The organism is Methylophaga muralis, from assembly GCF_001720165.1.
Classification (GTDB): domain Bacteria; phylum Pseudomonadota; class Gammaproteobacteria; order Nitrosococcales; family Methylophagaceae; genus Methylophaga; species Methylophaga muralis.
This window is the reverse complement of record NZ_MCRI01000006.1, coordinates 75,219-92,112: the sequence shown is the minus strand read 5'-3', so window position 1 is coordinate 92,112 and position 16,894 is coordinate 75,219. Positions and strand designations below refer to the sequence as shown.

Sequence of the window (16,894 nt, the reverse complement as noted above, 5' to 3'; positions counted from 1 at the left end):
TACATAGAACAGACCTGTGCGTGGTGAGAATGCCGCTGGCTGTTGATCTTTTGTACCCAATGCTGCTGGGCAGATACCAGTGGTGTTCACGTCTTCACCGTTACGTGCAGTTGAGTATTTCGCTACACGATCAGGCAGACCAGTTTTCAGGTTAACACCTGTAGCCCAGTTAACTGCTGGGTCAAACTTTTCAGCAACCAACAATTCACCTGTTTCACGATCCATGGTGTATGCAAAACCGTTACGGTCAAAATGCACTAACATTTTACGCATTTTGCCTTTGATGTTTTGGTCTACCAGGATGTTTTCGTTAACACCGTCATAGTCCCACTCATCGTAAGGCGTCATTTGGTAAACCCATTTCGCCATACCAGTGTCTAAATCACGACCAAACAGTGTCATTGTCCATTTGTTGTCGCCTGGACGTTGTACTGGGTTCCAAGTAGATGGGTTACCTGTACCATAGTAGAACTGGTTCAGGTCAGGGTCATAAGAATACCAACCCCAAGTTGTACCACCACCGATTTTCCACTGATCACCCTGCCAAGATTTCAATGAAGAATCTTTGCCAACTGGTTTCAGCATAGACATGGTTTTTTCTGGGTCAACTAACATTTCATCGTCAGGACCAACGCTGTACGCTTTGTACTTAACGTTACCGTCGAAGTCATAAGCTTGAACATAACCACGAACACCAAATTCACCACCTGAAATACCGACGATGACTTTGTCTTTAAATACGTGTGCAGCCGCTGTGCTGGTCGCGCCAACTTTTGGATCATCACGTTTGTCAGACCAAACCACTTCACCTGTTTCCATATCTAATGCAACAAGTGTTGTATCAGCTTGGTTCAGGAAGATTTTGCCATCGCCATAAGACAGACCACGGTTAACGGTATCGCAGCACATGACTGGTACAGTTTCATCGTAGTTTTGTTTTGGCTCATATTTCCAGATGATGGCGCCATCGTTGTCCAAGTCAAGAGCAAAAACGATGTTTGGGAACGCTGTATGAACGTACATAGTGCCGTCGATGACCAAAGCATTACCTTCGTGGCCACGTAAAACACCAGTTGAGAAAGACCAAGCCATTTTCAAATCTTTGACATTGTCTTTAGTAATTTGAGTCAGTTCGCTATAACGAGTGTTTGCATAGTCACCTGCAGGCATCACCCAGTTATTAGCATTTTTTTGCATTTCGATGAGTTCATCGGCAGCAACCAGACCTGGTGCTGCTAAACCCATCATTGCGATTGATAATGTTTTCAGCTTCATAAAGTTGTCCTCTATTTACTTTTTAGTATTTACGTCACGACTTGTTCGGGATGAACCTCATGCGTATGACGAACCTTAATCCCACTTCCCGAGTTCGTCAAGAACTTTACTCAAGTTTTTTGTGAGTATTTCCATCTATTTTTCGGGAATAATTTCCCGACAACTTAAGTGATTGTAAATAAAGGACTTTATTTTTAGCTAAAAATCAGGCATGATCTTTGATCCATGAGATCGATCGCTCAATTGCTGCCAGTGCGCGCTCACGTCCATACAACTGAAGTGTGGCATCTAGAGAAGGGGAAATGGTATTACCGGTAATAGCAACACGGATAGGCTGTGCCACCTTACCCATACCAACCTCATGTTTTTCCGCACAATTTTTGATTACGTCGTGGATAGGTTCCGCCAGCCAATTACTGAGATCAGTTAACTCTTTGAGTACAGCTTCAAGCAATGGCAAGCTGGTTTCATTAAGGTTTTTTTGTGCCGCTTTTTCATCGTATGTGTCTACATCACGATAAAAATACACACTGGATTCCGCCATCTCTTTGAGCGTTTTTGCACGTTCCTGTAACAATACCACTACATCCACTAGTGCAGGACCATCTGCAGGGTCGATGCCTAACTCGCCCATATGCCAACTCAAATGCTGAGCAACATATTCGGGAGCGCTGGTTTTAATGTAGTGCTGATTCAACCAGAGTAATTTCTCAGTATTAAAGCTTGATGCCGCTTTATTCACGTCTTGAATATCAAATAACTGTGTCATTTCAGCCAGTGAAAAGATCTCTTGATCGCCGTGAGACCAGCCTAATCTAACCAGATAATTCAGTAACGCCTCGGGAAGATATCCCGCATCACGATAGCTCATCACACTGACCGCACCATGGCGTTTGGAAAGCCGTGCACCATCATCGCCTAAGATCATCGGCACATGAGCAAAAACTGGTGGTTTCGCACCTAATGCTTTAAAGATGTTGATTTGACGAGGTGAATTATTCAAATGATCATCACCACGAATCACGTGGGTCATCTGCATATCCAAATCATCTACAACCACGGTGAGATTGTAGGTAGGCGTTCCATCTGGACGAGCAATAATCAAATCGTCCAGTTCACTGTTTTCAAAAATAACATTGCCACGAATCGCATCTTCCACCACCACTTGACCAACTGTTGGGTTTTTAAAGCGGATAACCGGCTCTACACCTTCACGCGGGGTGGATAGATGACGACATTTGCCGTTATAACGCGGTTTTTGCTTATTCGCCCGCTGCTCTTCACGCATCGCTTCCAATTCATCTTTACTGCAATAACAATAATAAGCGTCGCCCTGATCCATTAACTGCTGAATAATCTCTTTGTAACGGTCAAAACGATGCGTTTGATAAAACGGGCCTTCGTCATAATCCAAGCCCATCCATGTCATGCCTTCGAGAATGGCATTAACGGATTCTGCTGACGAACGTTCCAGATCAGTGTCTTCAATCCTTAAAACAAAACGGCCTCCATGTTTTCTGGCATATAACCAGGAAAAAAGAGCGGTACGAGCGCCCCCCACATGTAAATATCCGGTTGGGCTGGGTGCAAAACGCGTGCGAATTGTCATAGTCAAAAGTTCTCTGCTAGCGATATAGATAGATTGCGATAAAGTGCGCTATTGTATCAGTTCACGCGACGTCATTTAGAGAGTCATCCGCATGCCTTTGTTGATTTTATTATTATTCATATTGATTCCTTGGTCAGCCAGGGCTTCGGCTGATGCATTAGAGAGCTATGTGATACAACAGGTTTCTGAGGGCGTTTATTATCATCAAGGTGTTCATCAGGAAGCTGATAGTGAAAATTTGGGGGCAATCGCTAACGTTGGATTCATTATTGGCGATGAATGTGTAGCGGTAATTGATAGTGGGGGTAGTTTTCGAGAAGGTGAATTATTACATGCCGCTATTCGTGCAAAAACCGAGCTGCCAATCTGCTACGTCATCAATACACATGTTCATCCTGACCACATATTAGGTAATGCAGCATTCAAAAACGATAAGCCTAAATTTATCGGGCATGAAAAATCGCCGGCTGCCATGATCAGTCGACAACAACATTACGCCAAACAGTTTTCAGAAATTTTAGGCAGTGCCTATCAAGGAGCCGAGTTTATCGAAGCCGATATTCTCGTTACCACGGACGCTCCTTTACGCTTGGATTTGGGTAACCGACCCATTATCTTAACCGCCTATACCACGGCACACACTGATCATGACTTAACAGTTTATGATGTCAAAACCAGTACTTTATGGACCGGGGATCTACTGTTTGTTGAACGTGTTCCGGCACTGGATGGCAGTATTAATGGTTGGATTGATGCTCTTGATAAATTGATAGAACTAAATGCAGCAATGATCATTCCTGGGCATGGAACAGCTTTTGCGCGTGAAGAATCAGTTGGCTGGCAAAAGTTATTGAACTATTTGACAACGATTCGAGAAGAGATACGATTCATTATTAATGATATGGGAACCATCGAAGAAGCCATTGCCTCAGTAGGCAAGCAAGAAGCTGAAAAATGGAAACTTTTTGAAGATTATCATCGTCGAAATGTCACCGCTGCATTCGTTGAATTGGAGTGGGAATAATAATAACGAGGGGAGAGAAAATCATGGGGCGCTTTTCAATTTTTACCAGCATGGTCGCCATGCTGATCAGTTTTAGTTTTACAGCACATGCAACCACAGCAGAACAAGATTTATGGGCGGGACTTAAACAAACCTATTTTGGTGATCGTGAAATACGTGATAATGCAGATGACTTGTTGGTGCTGGAAGCGCCCACCAGAGCCGAAGATGCTGCGATTGTTCCTATAAGCGTAAAATCGCTGCAACCACAAACGGCTGATAGATATATTAAAAACATTCATATCATCATCGATAAAAACCCGATGCCGTATTCAGCCAATTTCCACTTATCTCCAGCACTTGGCGAAGTAGATATCGCCACTCGTGTGCGAATTGATCAATACACCGATATGCGAGCCATTGCAGAAATGAATGATGGTTCTCTGCATATGGTTTCTCGTTTTGTTAAAGCTTCTGGTGGCTGTAGTGCACCAGCCGGTAAAGATATGGAAGCGGCGATGGCTCGGCTTGGCAAAATGCAGATCCGTATGCGTGAGGCTAATATCGGCGAAACAACTCAAGCCCAAGTGGTTGTAAGCCACCCTAACAACAGTGGCTTACAATTTGATCAAAAAACTCGTGGCTATATACCGCCACACTATGTTAAAGAAATGGTGATTGAATTTGCTGGTGAAAACTTGATTACCTTAGAAGCCGGAATTTCTATCAGTGAAGATCCAAGCGTACGTTTTAACTTTACCCCACAAAAACATGGTGTATTAAAAGCAGTTGTTAGTGACAGTAAAGAAATGACATATAGCCTGGATAAGCAGATTTAAACTTTCAGAGACACAAAAAAAAGGCCGTTTAAACGGCCTTTTTTTTTAATCTAATGAAGTGATGTTATTGAATACGGCAAGTTTTATAGGCGGCGGCAGAAACTTCTTCGTATTTTTTTATCTCACTACGTAATTCTTTGTGATCACGGAACTGAGCGCCCCGATCTGCGGGAAGATTACGATACATATAGGCTGTACTGATATCTTCAAATTCAGTCTGAGTAAAAGCGTCATCTAGTAGATCAATCACGCATGAACATTTATGAACACCTTCATACAGGTTTAACTTGGTATTGGCTTGCATACAATCGTTCACATATTGAACTTTATTCACTGTGCTGAAATCAGCGACGCCATCAGCGAACGCTGTAGCAGATAACATTGACATACTGGCCAAAAGAACTGTCAGACTGGCTTTCTTCATTCTCTACTCCTAGGTTTTATTATATGGTGCTGGTGTGACTGGCAATCAAAAAGATAAGTTCCTACTTAAAAGCAGGATATTGCCACTATAACAGACCGCCAATCAATCTTTCTAAGCGAGTCGCTGGAGCAGTTTAATTTCCTCACACAAAAAACATAGGGTAAAATCAAGTGTCAACCTATAACACATCACGCCATGCTTAATGCCGGAGAACATGATGAAAAAATTACTGCTTCACCTCGATACTGATCTTGTAGCGAGCACATTTGACCAAGCTGTTGCCTACGATTCCGGTGTCGATAACATCATCGCCCATGGTGGAGCGACCCGTGACAATGTCACTGCACATGTTCACGGCATGATCTTTACACGTGGTGGAAAAAACCTTAAAAATAGCGCAATTTTCATCGGTGGTTCGAATGTTGCGGCGAGTGAATTAGTAGGCGAAGCCGTTAAAAAAGCCTTCTTTGGCCCGGTACGTGTTTCTGTAATGCTAGATCCAAATGGTTCTAACACTACAGCAGCAGCCATTGCTCGCAAGGTTATGACCGACTATGACATTACCGGCAAAAATGTAGTGATCATGGGCGCAGGTCCTGTAGGTCAACGCACTGCACTGTATTTATTGAAAGAAGGTGCAGCAAAAGTTGTATTGACCTGCCGAAGCATGGCACGCAGCAAAGCCACCGTAGAACACATGAAAAAAGCCTACGGCGTAGATGTCATACCTGGCGAAACCCGAAGTGATGAAGCTGTTGAAGCGTTACTTAAAGATGCTCATGTAGCAATTGCTGCCGGCCCAGCTGGTGTTTGTATTGTTCCTGAATCAACCTGGACTTCCAGCAAAACTCTTGAAGTTATTGCTGACGTCAATGCTGTTCCACCATTAGGTGTAGAAGGCATTGAAGTAATGGATAACGGAACGGAAAAACAAGGCGTTCGCTTTTACGGTGCCATTGCAATTGGTAATTTCAAAATGAAAGTCCACCGTGGCGCTGTCGCTTCTTTATTCGACACTAATGATTTGTTCTTGGACGAAACCACTATCTACGATATCGCATGCAAGATTGATAACGCCTAGTGACAACAATGCAGCAACCGGTTTTACCTGTCCAACATCAAACGATTTTTGTACAGGGTCCGGCAAGACTCCACCTTGGTTTTCTGGATCTGAATGGCGGCTTAGGCCGCCATTTTGGCAGTATCGGGTTGGCAGTTAACAGTCACCATACCAAACTCAGCATTGCTGATCTTGATGGACTGCAACAGTCTGATATCTCGGTTCCAGAATCTACCAAGAACAAAATCACCAAACTGATCAATCAGTTTTATCTCACCTTGGGAAAGGATATCCCTGAAGATTTGCGTCGAACCAAAGTCAATGTGCATTCATTGATTCCAGAACATGCTGGACTTGGCTCCGGTACCCAGCTTGCTCTGGTTATTGGACAGCTGTTGGCAAACTACCATCAACTCGATATTCCCACCCCAACCATTGCGCAAGCTTTGGATCGTGGCAAACGTTCAGGTATCGGAATTAGCACATTTGATACAGGCGGGTTTGTGGTTGATGCCGGATTAGGACCGCACTCACCAACGCCAGTGCGTTTATTTCAACAAGCATTCCCATCTCAATGGCGATTGGTGATGCTGATGGATAAAAACCATCAAGGTATCCACGGGCAAACTGAGATCCAAGCCTTTCAAACCCTGCCAGAATTTCCTTTGCAACACAGTCAACGCATTTGTCACTTGACCCTGATGCAATTATTACCGGCGTTAATCGAGCAGGATATCGACTTGTTCGGTAGCGCGGTCAGTGAAATTCAAACATTGATCGGTCAACATTTTGCCCCAGCCCAAGGAGGTCAATACACCAGCAAACCAATAGCAATGCTCTTAGAGCATGCAAAATCATTAGGATTTAACGGCATGGCTCAAAGTTCATGGGGGCCCACCTGCTGTGTATTTACCAACAGTCAAGACCAAGCAGATCAACTTATCGCTGAACTACGTAGCAAGATGGATTTAGATCCACAGTTACAAAATATCGAATTGCTCAGTGCCGCTGGCGTTAATCAAGGTGCTAGCATTACAATCGACAGCCAGACCAAACATTTTAATAACATAGTGAGGGATTAATATGTCCAAGCGTTCCATCATTCATATGCTCAACCCAATGAAGCAAAACAGTCCTTTTGATATCAACATGGCACTGGATGCCGGTTACGACCTCATCATGCCGTACAACAATGTTGAGTTAAATGAAGTGGCGGGGTTAACGCAAGATGCTATTTTCTCTCGCGGACCTGCTGGCGTGAAAAAAACTGGTCTTTTTATCGGTGGCAGAGATATCGGCCTGGCGATGGATATGCTTGACGCAGCCAAATCAGCTATGGTTCCTCCTTTTGAAATCCCAGTATTTGCTGATCCAAGTGGTGCATTTACCACTGCAGCAGCGTTGGTAGCCTGTGTTGAACGTGAACTTAAAAAGCATTTCAACCAAGATTACAAAGGTTGTAAAGCCGTAGTGTTTGGTGGTACAGGCCCTGTTGGCTTAGCAACCGCCGTTATTGCCGCCCTGCAAGGGGCGCACACAACAATTGTCGATCACTTTTCCTTAGATACTGCGCTGCAATTCTCTGACGAAGCGCGTAAACGTTATGGTGTAAATTTACGAGCCACAACTGCGGCCTCTGATGCCGATAAAGCGCGTTTGTTAAGCGATGCCGATGTGGTTTTCTGTACTGCTAAAGCGGGTGTTCAAGTATTGAATGCATCAGTACTTGAAGATGCCAAACAATTAAAAGTGGCTGGTGATGTAAACGCTGTTGCACCATTAGGTATCGAAGGCGTTGAGCTGATGCATAATGGTGAACCACTGAAATTTGCACCACAATGTCCTAAATCAGTAGGTATCGGTGCACTGGCTGTAGGTAATGTGAAATACAAACTGCAACAAGCCTTGCTCAAAGAAACATTAGAGAGCGATAAACCGGTCTATCTGGATTTCCGTAATGCTTTTGAAGGTGCACGCAAACTGGTTTAAAAACAAATAGGAGCCGGACATGCTTGAACGTCCCAAGCTCCTGCTAGTCGTCGCTCAAAGTGGACGAATGTTGGCGCAATCAGCAGCACGAGAAGGCTATCAAGTCCGTGTTGCTGATTGTTTTGGTGATGTTGATACACTCAATGTTGCTGATCGATATCTCAAACTGCCTCCTCCAAATAAAGCAAATCTTCATAAATGGTTACAGGTGATCATTCGCTTAAGTGACGATCAGCCTTGCTGCCTAATTTTCGGTACAGGTATCGAAAGTTTCTACCCTCTGCTAGCAGAGCTGCCTCCTCATATCAGCTATATCGGTTCATCTCTAAACAGTATTGAACAGCTTTCAACTCCGACAAAATGGATAGGTCTGCTTGAAAATTTAGGATTGCCGCATCCATCAACTCGATTTACCAAAGGTCAATTGTTCGAAGGAAAATGGTTAGCGAAGTCCGTCGGTGCATGGGGTGGAAGCCACATAATCGCTGCAGACTCTACCACTCAAAACAGCGATGTTTATTTTCAGCAACAAATAGAAGGCATCAGTGCTTCGGTATTGTTTCTGGCAAATGGAAGTGACTTTCATCTATTACTTCTTAATCAGCAATTTAATAAAAATAATGCTTTAAATGATTTCAGCCTACAAGCCATTAGCAACCATTTTCTGCTTAATAAAAATCAACTTCAAACTATCAATGACGCATTGCAAAAGCTTATTCGGCATCTTAATTTAGCAGGCATAATGTCATTGGATTTTATGGTAGATAAATCTGGTGAGATTTTCCTGCTGGAAATCAATCCCCGTCCCACTGCCTCCTGCCAATTACTCCCTGAAGATTTGCCGCTTATCCGTTGGCAGCTATTGAGCTCCGCCGGTCATTTGCCTGAAATACCTATTGAACTTGCCAGCAGAAAACGATTCTTATGGTTCTGTTTCGCACCACACAAAATAACGATACCGGCAGAATTTGATTGGCCAGATTATTGTTTCGATCTGCCGGCAGCAGGCAGTATTATTGAAGCAGGCAATATCCTTTGCAGTTTATTGTTAGAGCTGAACAATGCGGATCCAGATCATTTTGATGGTCATGCAGTTGCAAACAAATTGATTGAAAATTTATCGGTCTCAGCTTGAAAACACACTACGCACTACCCATATTACTGACAACTTACTCTTAAGGAACTTCGAATGAAACGAATCATGTTGTATCTCGCCACCAATATAGCGGTGCTAGCGGTATTAAGCGTGACGATGCGATTACTCGGCATTGACAGTCTGCTGGATGAGCAAGGCTCTGGTTTGAATATGACTTCGTTGCTGATTTTTGCTGCAGTGATTGGTTTTAGTGGTTCATTTATTTCATTGGCAATTTCAAAATGGACAGCAAAACGCCTGACAGGCGCTCAGGTGATAACCGCACCTAAAAATCAGACTGAAAAATGGCTGGTCGATACTGTGGCGCGTCAGGCACAACAAGCTGGTATTGGCATGCCGGAAGTTGCTATTTATAACTCACCCCAACCTAACGCCTTTGCTACAGGCATGAACCGAAATAATGCCTTGGTTGCAGTCAGTTCCGGCTTGATGCAATCAATGACGCAAGATGAGGTTGAGGCGGTACTTGCTCATGAAGTCAGTCACGTAGCGAATGGTGACATGGTGACGATGGCGTTGATTCAAGGTGTGGTGAATACCTTTGTTATTGTATTGGCGCGTGTTATCGGTCATTTGGTGGACCGCGTGGTATTTAAAACAGAGCGAGGTCATGGCCCGGCATTCTGGATCACCTCAATCATTGCCGAATTAGTATTGGGTATACTCGCCAGTATTATCGTTATGTGGTTTAGTCGCCAACGTGAGTTTCGAGCTGATGCCGGCGCAGCCGCTTGGTAGGCTCAGGAAAAATGGTCGCTGCATTGCAACGCCTGGCTGGAACTTCTGATGAGCCGTTACCAGATCAACTTCATGCAATGGGTATTTCCGGTGGACGCGGTGGTATCAGCGCACTGTTTATGACCCACCCTCCTCTGGAAAAACGTATTGAAGCATTACGCACAGGACGTCGCTAGATCACCATAGAGGTGACCACAAAAAAAAGCCGGTTTATAACCGGCTTTTTTATTCGTGAACAGTGTTAGAGATCTTCTTCTTCAAAGTTGTAATCAAGCTGGTCTGAAGGTTTATGAATATAAAATCCTTGGGCGTAATCAGCTCCTAACCGCCACAGCAGAGCCATACTCACGGCATCAGAAACAAACTCGGCTATCGTGCGTTTGCCTGCCTGTTTTGCCATTTCAACAATCGCTTTAATCGCTGCCTGATTTTCGGCGTCATTGGCCATGTTTTCGACAAAATTGCCGTTAATTTTCAGATAATCAACATCCAAAACGCTCAGACTTTGCGAGAAATCGATCCCCGATCCAAAATGCTCTAATCCAAACTCACAACCAATGGCCTTAAGCTTGGCAATGGTATTTTTAGTATCTTCCAGATTCTCTAAAGCGGCCGTTTCACTGATTTCAAAGATCAACGCCTGCCCAGTAAGATTGTGCGCGGATAACGTAGCCGATAACCAGTTCACATAGTCTTTTTCACGCAGCGTCTGTTCGGAAAGCTTAATAAAAAATCGTGTTTTAGGATGTATTTTTCGATGTTCAGAAAGTTTTTTTAGCGCTGTACGAATCACCCATTTATCTACTTCCGTCATCATCTGCAGTTTGATGGCGTGCTGAATAAACTCTTCGGCGCGTATTGTTTTATCACTGTCCTGCAGCCTTAATAAAACGTCATACAACTCCTGCTGCGGACCATGCAAACCAACAATTGGCTGAAAATGCAGACTAAATAAATCTTTGCTTAAGGCATTTTGTAAAATTGATTGCCAGACCGACAGATCATCAACCTCTGTCTGTAATAACTTTTCCTTGAATCTGGCGACTTGATTGCCGCCAGCATGCTGCGCCTGGGTGCAAGCCTTATCGGCATTTTCCAAAGCAGTCTGGGCGGAAGCGACATTTTCACTTATACGTGCAATACCAATGCTGCAATGTAAATCAATGATTTTTCCGTTGGCATGAGAGACAAACTCATCAATCGTTTTCAGATAGGCTTGAGCTCTATCATTAACATAACTTTCTTCTACACTTGGAATCACAATGGTAAAAATCTGGTCGCCATAACGGCCTAACTTTTCCCCTTCTTCAGCCATGTTCAATAGCAGCTCGCCAACACTTTTAATGACAGAGTCACTGGTGGCGAGACCAACCATTTCTTTTATTTGCTGAAAGTTATCGAGCACCATATACAACAAAGCCGAATCACTCTGGTTTTCAGCTGCTTGATTAACCGCAAATTGGAGTTCATCCACAAAGCGCGTACGGCTATATAAACCTGTTAAAGAATCAAAATCGCGTACTCGTTTTAACTGTTCATTATCATCACTGACAGCGACGTTTCGGTCACGCACCACAACCTGAGTACAATCCTCGCCTTCCACCTGAGCATGACTGAATTCGATATCAGCAACAAAAGCATAGCCACCGCTTTTCAAGCATTGAACAGTTACAGTGGCTGGTTTGGCATCGGCTTGTTCGGTAAATTGGCGAAACACCATTTTGAACTTGGCATGATCTTCACTATCAATCAAATCCAGAATCGGTAAACCATCAACATCCTCCTGATCTTGATAACCAAACAGAGTGAGGTAAGCACGATTGACATAGATATGCATACCTTCATGCATATACGCCACCGCATCACGTGAACTTTCCAGTAACGCTCGTGAACGTTTTTCGCTCTCACGCAGCGCCCGTTCATTACGTCGCCCTAAACGGCGCATAAATAAATTATCCAGTTCACGCTCAGCGACAAACTTCAATCGTTCCACATCACCTTTTAAAATGACATCTTGTACGCCACTGCGAAACAACTCTTTTTCGGCATTTTTATCGTCAGTAATGACAACACAAGGTAAATCCTTGCCGAGGTGTTTTATTAAATTAACAATTTCAATTGGAGCCAATGCTGGTAAATGATCGCGGCAAATAAGCAGATCCCAGCTTTGTTTGGCCAGACACTTTTCGACGGCATCAAAGTCATCCTCGCGTCCAGCTCTGACAGCATGACCGGCACTGCGTAGGGTATTGATAACAGCATCAGCTTCCGTCAGCGAATCATCAACAATCAATAACCGTAAAATGCCTTCAGCTCTCGCCACGCTGCTCGCCTTTATTAAATTGCACCGGTATTTTCCCTTCCAATTGGGTCATGGATAATGTCATCCAGTCATACGCTTGTTGGTTAACGGCATTTGCCGATAAATCCTGAGTGTTAATCTTAGCGCCAATTACCATTTTGATCACACCTGGTCGCTTCAGGAAGCCTCTTTTTGCCCAAAAACTACCTGCATTATGCGCTACTGGCACGACCGGTACAGCTGCATCCACAGCTAATCGAGCACCACCGATACCAAAGCGTCCCATAGTGCCGGGTGGCAGACGAGTTCCTTCAGGAAATACCACCACCATCGCACCTGATTGTAACCTTTCTTTACCTTGCTCAATCACCTGATTCAAGGCTTGTCGGCCAGCATTACGATCAATGGCAATAGGTCTTAATGAAGCGAGTCCCCAACCAAAAAACGGGATCCACAATAATTCGCGTTTCAAGACCCAGACCTGAGCTGGAAACACTGCCTGTAACGCTAAGGTTTCCCAGGCAGATTGATGTTTGCATAAAATCACACACGGTTCAGTCGGAATATTTTCTCGTCCTTCAACTTCCAGTTTCAAACCACAAATCACTTTCAGCAGCCAGATATTCATTACCGCCCAGCGGCTGACTACCCAGTATCGTTGTTTGAATGGCAATATTGGCCAGATCAGTACTCCAATGACCGAAAATAGAATGGCCGTCAGAGCGTAGACAATCATGAAAATAAAAGAACGGAAAGTCTGCATCAAATCGCGGCTTCCAATAATGCATCGGCTACAGCAGCCAGATTGTCATACACCGGCACGCCTTTCGGGATACCTTTCTTAAAGGTTTTTTCGCCTTTACCAGTACGCACCAGTATTGGTTTGGCACCAGCCGATTGTGCAGCCTGAATATCACGTAACGAATCACCTACCGCAGGAACATGATCTAGCTTTACCCGCAAGCGATGCGCTAGTTCTTTAAATGCTGCATCCTTAGGTTTACGGCAATCGCAATTATCATCCGGGCCATGCGGGCAGAAAAAAATGGCCTCGATGCGTCCACCGACTTGCGCCAGCATGCGTCGCATTTTGCTGTGGATACGGTTGAGGGTTTCGACATCCAGCAAACCTCTGGCAATGCCAGACTGGTTAGTAATGATCACCACCCGATATCCAGCATAATTCAGCCTCGCAATGGCTTCCAGACTGCCCTCGATAGGCTCCCATTCTGCCGGCGATTTAATAAAATCATCAGAATCATGGTTTATCACACCATCACGATCGAGAATTATCAGCGACATATACGCATCCTAATTTTGTAATCGGGAAATATCCGCCACACCCAGGAACAACGCCCGAGTCTGATTTAATAACGCCAGACGATTATGACGAATGGCTTCATCTTCTGCCATAACCATCACTTCGTCAAAAAACGCATCAATACTCTCGCGCATATCGGCTAGTCTGCGTAATACTCCGGTGTAATCGGCTTGCTGCATCAACGGTTCAACATCTGCGGATACACGTTTTAAAGTTTCTGCGAGTTGTTGTTCAGCTGTTTCTTCAAGTAACGCGGGATTTAACTGGTGATCCGCTTCATAAGCGCCATTTTTACGCAGAATATTATCAATACGTTTATTTCCTGCCGCCAACGCTTCAGCCTGCTCCATTTCACGGAAAGCTGATACAGCCTGCATCCGCTGCATGAAATCCAATGGACGGGTAGGTTGTAACGCCAAAACAGCCTCAAATACATCGCCATGTTGACCGGCATCAGCCGCATAACCGCGTAAACGGTCAAACAGATATTGCATTACCGGAGCGACAACATCTGTTTCGGTCAGTTGTGTATCAAAGTTTCCGACCGATTGCTGTAAAAGCTCAGCAAGATCCAGATCCAGATTATTTTCAATAATTATTCTCAGCACACCCAACGCAGCTCGACGTAGAGCAAATGGATCCTTGGCACCTGATGGTGGCTGACCGATACCAAACAAACCGCATAAGGTATCGATTTTCTCGGCCAGACTCAGTGCTTGACCGGTTTTACCCTGCGGTAAAATGTCTCCAGCAAAACGAGGTAAATATTGCTCATCCATTGCCAAGGCAAGTTCTTCCTGCTCACCATCCAGACGGGCATAAAAACTGCCCATAATGCCTTGCAGTTCCGGGAATTCACCGACCATTTCGGTAACCAAATCACATTTAGCCAACATAGAGGCACGTTCGGCCAGTGCTATATCACCACCAATTTTGCCTGCAATAAAACCAGCCAACTTGGCAACACGCTGGGATTTGTCATAGACCGTGCCCAATTGATTCTGGAACACGATGGTTTTGAGTTGTTCCTGACGATCTGCCAGTGGGCGTTTTCTATCGGTATCCCAGAAAAATGCTGCATCACTTAAGCGAGGCAGAATGACTCGTTCATTACCGGCAATAACCTGCGCCGGATCACGACTTTCAATATTACAAACGGTAATAAAATAAGGCAGTAACTTGCCAGTGGCATCTTCTACCGGGAAATATTTTTGATGTCCCTGCATAGATGAGATCAAAGCTTGCGATGGCAGTTCGAGAAACCGTTTTTCAAACTCACCCGACAAGGCAACTGGCCATTCCACCAGTCCAGTAACTTCATCCAGCAATTCGTCATCAATAATGGCTTGTCCACCCAGTTGGCTGGCCAATTCACTTACCTGCCCACGAATAGCTTCACGACGCTCTGCAAAATCGACCATCACATGGCCTTCGCTGAGCAATTGCGGCGCATAGGTCTGTGGACTGCTGATTCGAATCGCCTGGGGATGATGAAAACGATGTCCATAACTTAGTTGATTAGATTGCACACCCAGCAGGCTGGCCGGAATAATCTCATCACCCAGCATCAACACCAGCCAATGCACCGGCCTTACAAATTCTTCAGACAAACTGCCCCAGCGCATGCGCTTGGGAATCGGCAATGCCGCCAGTGCCTGCTTGACAATTTCTGGCATTAACTCAGTGGCAGCTTGGCCAGCTTGTTGTTCGCGATAGACCAGCCAAGCCCCTTTATCGGTTTGCAGTGTTTCCAATGCATCAACTTCCACACCGCAGGAGCGGGCAAAGCCCTGCAACGCTTTGGTCGGGTTGCCATCTTCATCAAAACCAGCGGTAACAGCGGGACCACGCTTTTCGATATTACGATCGGCCTGATGAGTCTGCAGTCCGGTGATCACTACCGCTAAACGACGAGGACTGGCATAGGCTTTGGAAGTTGAGAAAGTGAGTTCTGCCTCAGTTAATCCTTTTTCAATCCCTTTGAGTAAAGCATCACTCAAAGTCGACAAAGCCTTTGGTGGTAACTCTTCGGTACCCAGTTCCAACAGAAAATCACGTACATCGCTCATGACTGCACCTCTTCCTGGTTGGCTAACATCGGGAAGCCTAATGACTCACGGCGGTCGTAATAAGCCTGAGCAACTGCTCTGGCCAACGTTCTGACGCGCAGGATAAAACGCTGTCTTTCTGTAACCGAAATCGCTTTACGTGCATCCAGCAGGTTAAAGGTATGTGATGCTTTCAACACCATTTCATAAGCAGGTAATGGCAATCCCGCTGCAATCATTCGTTCACTCTCTTTTTCACAATTATCGAACTGCTGAAACAGATGTTCGGTATTGGCATGTTCAAAGTTATAGGTCGACATTTCGACTTCGTTCTGATGAAACACATCGCCGTAAGTGACTTTGCCTAATGGCCCATCGGCCCAGACCAGATCGTAAACACTGGCAACACCTTGCAGATACATAGCGATACGTTCCAGACCATAAGTGATTTCACCGCTTACGGGCTTACATTCAAGCCCGCCAACTTGCTGGAAGTAGGTGAACTGTGTCACCTCCATGCCGTTGAGCCAGACTTCCCAGCCCAATCCCCAGGCACCTAAAGTCGGTGATTCCCAGTTATCTTCAACAAACCGAATATCATGAATTGCGGTATCGATTCCCAGCATGCGTAATGAGCCAAGATACAGTTCCTGAATATTCAACGGTGATGGTTTGATCAACACCTGAAACTGATAATAGTGCTGCAATCGATTGGGGTTATCACCATAACGACCATCAGTCGGTCGACGGGAAGGCTGGACATAAGCCGCACTCCATGGCTCCGGGCCTATCGCCCGTAAAAATGTTGCCGGGTGGAAAGTACCTGCCCCCACTTCCATATCATAGGGTTGCAATAACACACAGCCTTGCTCTGCCCAGTATTGTTGCAAACGCAGAATCAGCTCTTGAAAGGTTTTTGGCGTGGCCGCCACAGTTGCCGCAGAATCACTCATTGAGAAAATTGTCTTCGCATGACTAAAAATGCACTGATTATAGCGAATAACACCATGGCTTGTAGAGACAACTCAGCAATCATTAAAGCCTTTGCTGGTAATGGTATTTTGTGACTGCCACCGTGAGGAAACAGATACGGTACAATGCAGCGACCCTTGAAACGTTAAAGAGCAGAA

Annotated in this window: 14 protein-coding genes and 1 pseudogene; 7 read left to right on the top strand and 8 right to left on the bottom strand. The window is 44.9% G+C overall.

The genetic code is table 11. The annotated features are described in order from the left end of the window. Nucleotides 1-1,275: PQQ-dependent dehydrogenase, methanol/ethanol family (locus A9E74_RS04695; protein ID WP_069295490.1), on the bottom strand; the 1,275-nt coding region annotated here is incomplete at its 3' end. Nucleotides 1,276-1,480: 205 nt separating this feature from the next. Beyond that, a complete protein-coding gene (gltX, locus tag A9E74_RS04690; protein WP_069295489.1) occupies nt 1,481-2,884 on the bottom strand; it encodes a glutamate--tRNA ligase in 1,404 nt (467 codons plus the stop codon). A gap of 91 nt (nt 2,885-2,975) precedes the next feature. Between gltX and A9E74_RS04685 the strand changes: the two genes are divergently transcribed. Both A9E74_RS04685 and A9E74_RS04680 read left to right on the top strand, forming a co-directional pair. Then, nucleotides 2,976-3,908 carry a quinoprotein relay system zinc metallohydrolase 2 gene (locus tag A9E74_RS04685; protein ID WP_069295488.1) on the top strand — a complete coding sequence of 311 codons (933 nt, stop codon included), beginning with the start codon at nt 2,976-2,978 and terminating at the stop codon, nt 3,906-3,908. Nucleotides 3,909-3,931: 23 nt separating this feature from the next. Continuing rightward, nucleotides 3,932-4,726 carry a quinoprotein dehydrogenase-associated SoxYZ-like carrier gene (locus A9E74_RS04680; RefSeq protein WP_069295487.1) on the top strand — a complete coding sequence of 265 codons (795 nt, stop codon included), beginning with the start codon at nt 3,932-3,934 and terminating at the stop codon, nt 4,724-4,726. 64 nt (nt 4,727-4,790) lie between these two features. On the opposite strand, the gene A9E74_RS04675 is transcribed toward A9E74_RS04680, so the two are convergent. Continuing rightward, nucleotides 4,791-5,150, bottom strand: coding sequence for a hypothetical protein (locus tag A9E74_RS04675; RefSeq protein WP_069295486.1), 360 nt, complete (start codon nt 5,148-5,150; stop codon nt 4,791-4,793). A gap of 214 nt (nt 5,151-5,364) precedes the next feature. Here A9E74_RS04675 and A9E74_RS04670 point away from each other — a divergent pair, with 214 nt between their 5' ends. The 5 genes and pseudogenes from A9E74_RS04670 to htpX all read left to right on the top strand — a co-directional run bounded on the left by A9E74_RS04670 (nt 5,365) and on the right by htpX (nt 10,269). Further along, the gene (locus tag A9E74_RS04670; RefSeq protein WP_245652050.1) at nt 5,365-6,231 is read left to right on the top strand and encodes an NAD(P)-dependent methylenetetrahydromethanopterin dehydrogenase; all 867 of its coding nucleotides are present in this window, start codon (nt 5,365-5,367) and stop codon (nt 6,229-6,231) included. Between the two features lie 8 nt (nt 6,232-6,239). Then, nucleotides 6,240-7,292, top strand: a complete 1,053-nt coding sequence (locus tag A9E74_RS04665; protein ID WP_069295484.1) for a beta-ribofuranosylaminobenzene 5'-phosphate synthase family protein — start codon at nt 6,240-6,242, stop codon at nt 7,290-7,292. Between the two features lies 1 nt (nt 7,293). After that, nucleotides 7,294-8,199: an NAD(P)-dependent methylenetetrahydromethanopterin dehydrogenase gene (locus tag A9E74_RS04660; RefSeq protein WP_069295483.1), complete on the top strand. Its 906-nt coding sequence runs from the start codon at nt 7,294-7,296 to the stop codon at nt 8,197-8,199. A 19-nt stretch (nt 8,200-8,218) separates the two neighbouring features. After that, the gene (locus tag A9E74_RS04655) at nt 8,219-9,334 is read left to right on the top strand and encodes an ATP-grasp domain-containing protein (protein ID WP_069295482.1); all 1,116 of its coding nucleotides are present in this window, start codon (nt 8,219-8,221) and stop codon (nt 9,332-9,334) included. Between the two features lie 54 nt (nt 9,335-9,388). Next, nucleotides 9,389-10,269, top strand: a pseudogene (htpX, locus tag A9E74_RS04650) (protease HtpX). Between the two features lie 65 nt (nt 10,270-10,334). Here htpX and A9E74_RS04645 read toward each other — a convergent pair. From A9E74_RS04645 to glyQ, 5 genes are read right to left on the bottom strand one after another with little or no spacing between them, the layout of a single operon-like run. Next, a complete protein-coding gene (locus tag A9E74_RS04645; RefSeq protein WP_069295481.1) occupies nt 10,335-12,416 on the bottom strand; it encodes an EAL domain-containing protein in 2,082 nt (693 codons plus the stop codon). Next, the gene (locus A9E74_RS04640; RefSeq protein ID WP_069295480.1) at nt 12,403-13,158 is read right to left on the bottom strand and encodes a lysophospholipid acyltransferase family protein; all 756 of its coding nucleotides are present in this window, start codon (nt 13,156-13,158) and stop codon (nt 12,403-12,405) included. The genes A9E74_RS04645 and A9E74_RS04640 overlap by 14 nt, the downstream gene beginning before the upstream one ends. Beyond that, nucleotides 13,158-13,697: a D-glycero-beta-D-manno-heptose 1,7-bisphosphate 7-phosphatase gene (gene gmhB / locus A9E74_RS04635; RefSeq protein ID WP_069295479.1), complete on the bottom strand. Its 540-nt coding sequence runs from the start codon at nt 13,695-13,697 to the stop codon at nt 13,158-13,160. Before gmhB ends, A9E74_RS04640 begins: the two co-directional genes overlap by 1 nt. Before the next feature lie 9 nt (nt 13,698-13,706). Beyond that, a complete protein-coding gene (glyS, locus tag A9E74_RS04630; RefSeq protein ID WP_069295478.1) occupies nt 13,707-15,785 on the bottom strand; it encodes a glycine--tRNA ligase subunit beta in 2,079 nt (692 codons plus the stop codon). After that, nucleotides 15,782-16,717, bottom strand: a complete 936-nt coding sequence (gene glyQ / locus A9E74_RS04625) for a glycine--tRNA ligase subunit alpha (protein ID WP_069295477.1) — start codon at nt 16,715-16,717, stop codon at nt 15,782-15,784. The genes glyS and glyQ overlap by 4 nt, the downstream gene beginning before the upstream one ends. Between the last annotated feature and the right edge of the window lie 177 nt (nt 16,718-16,894).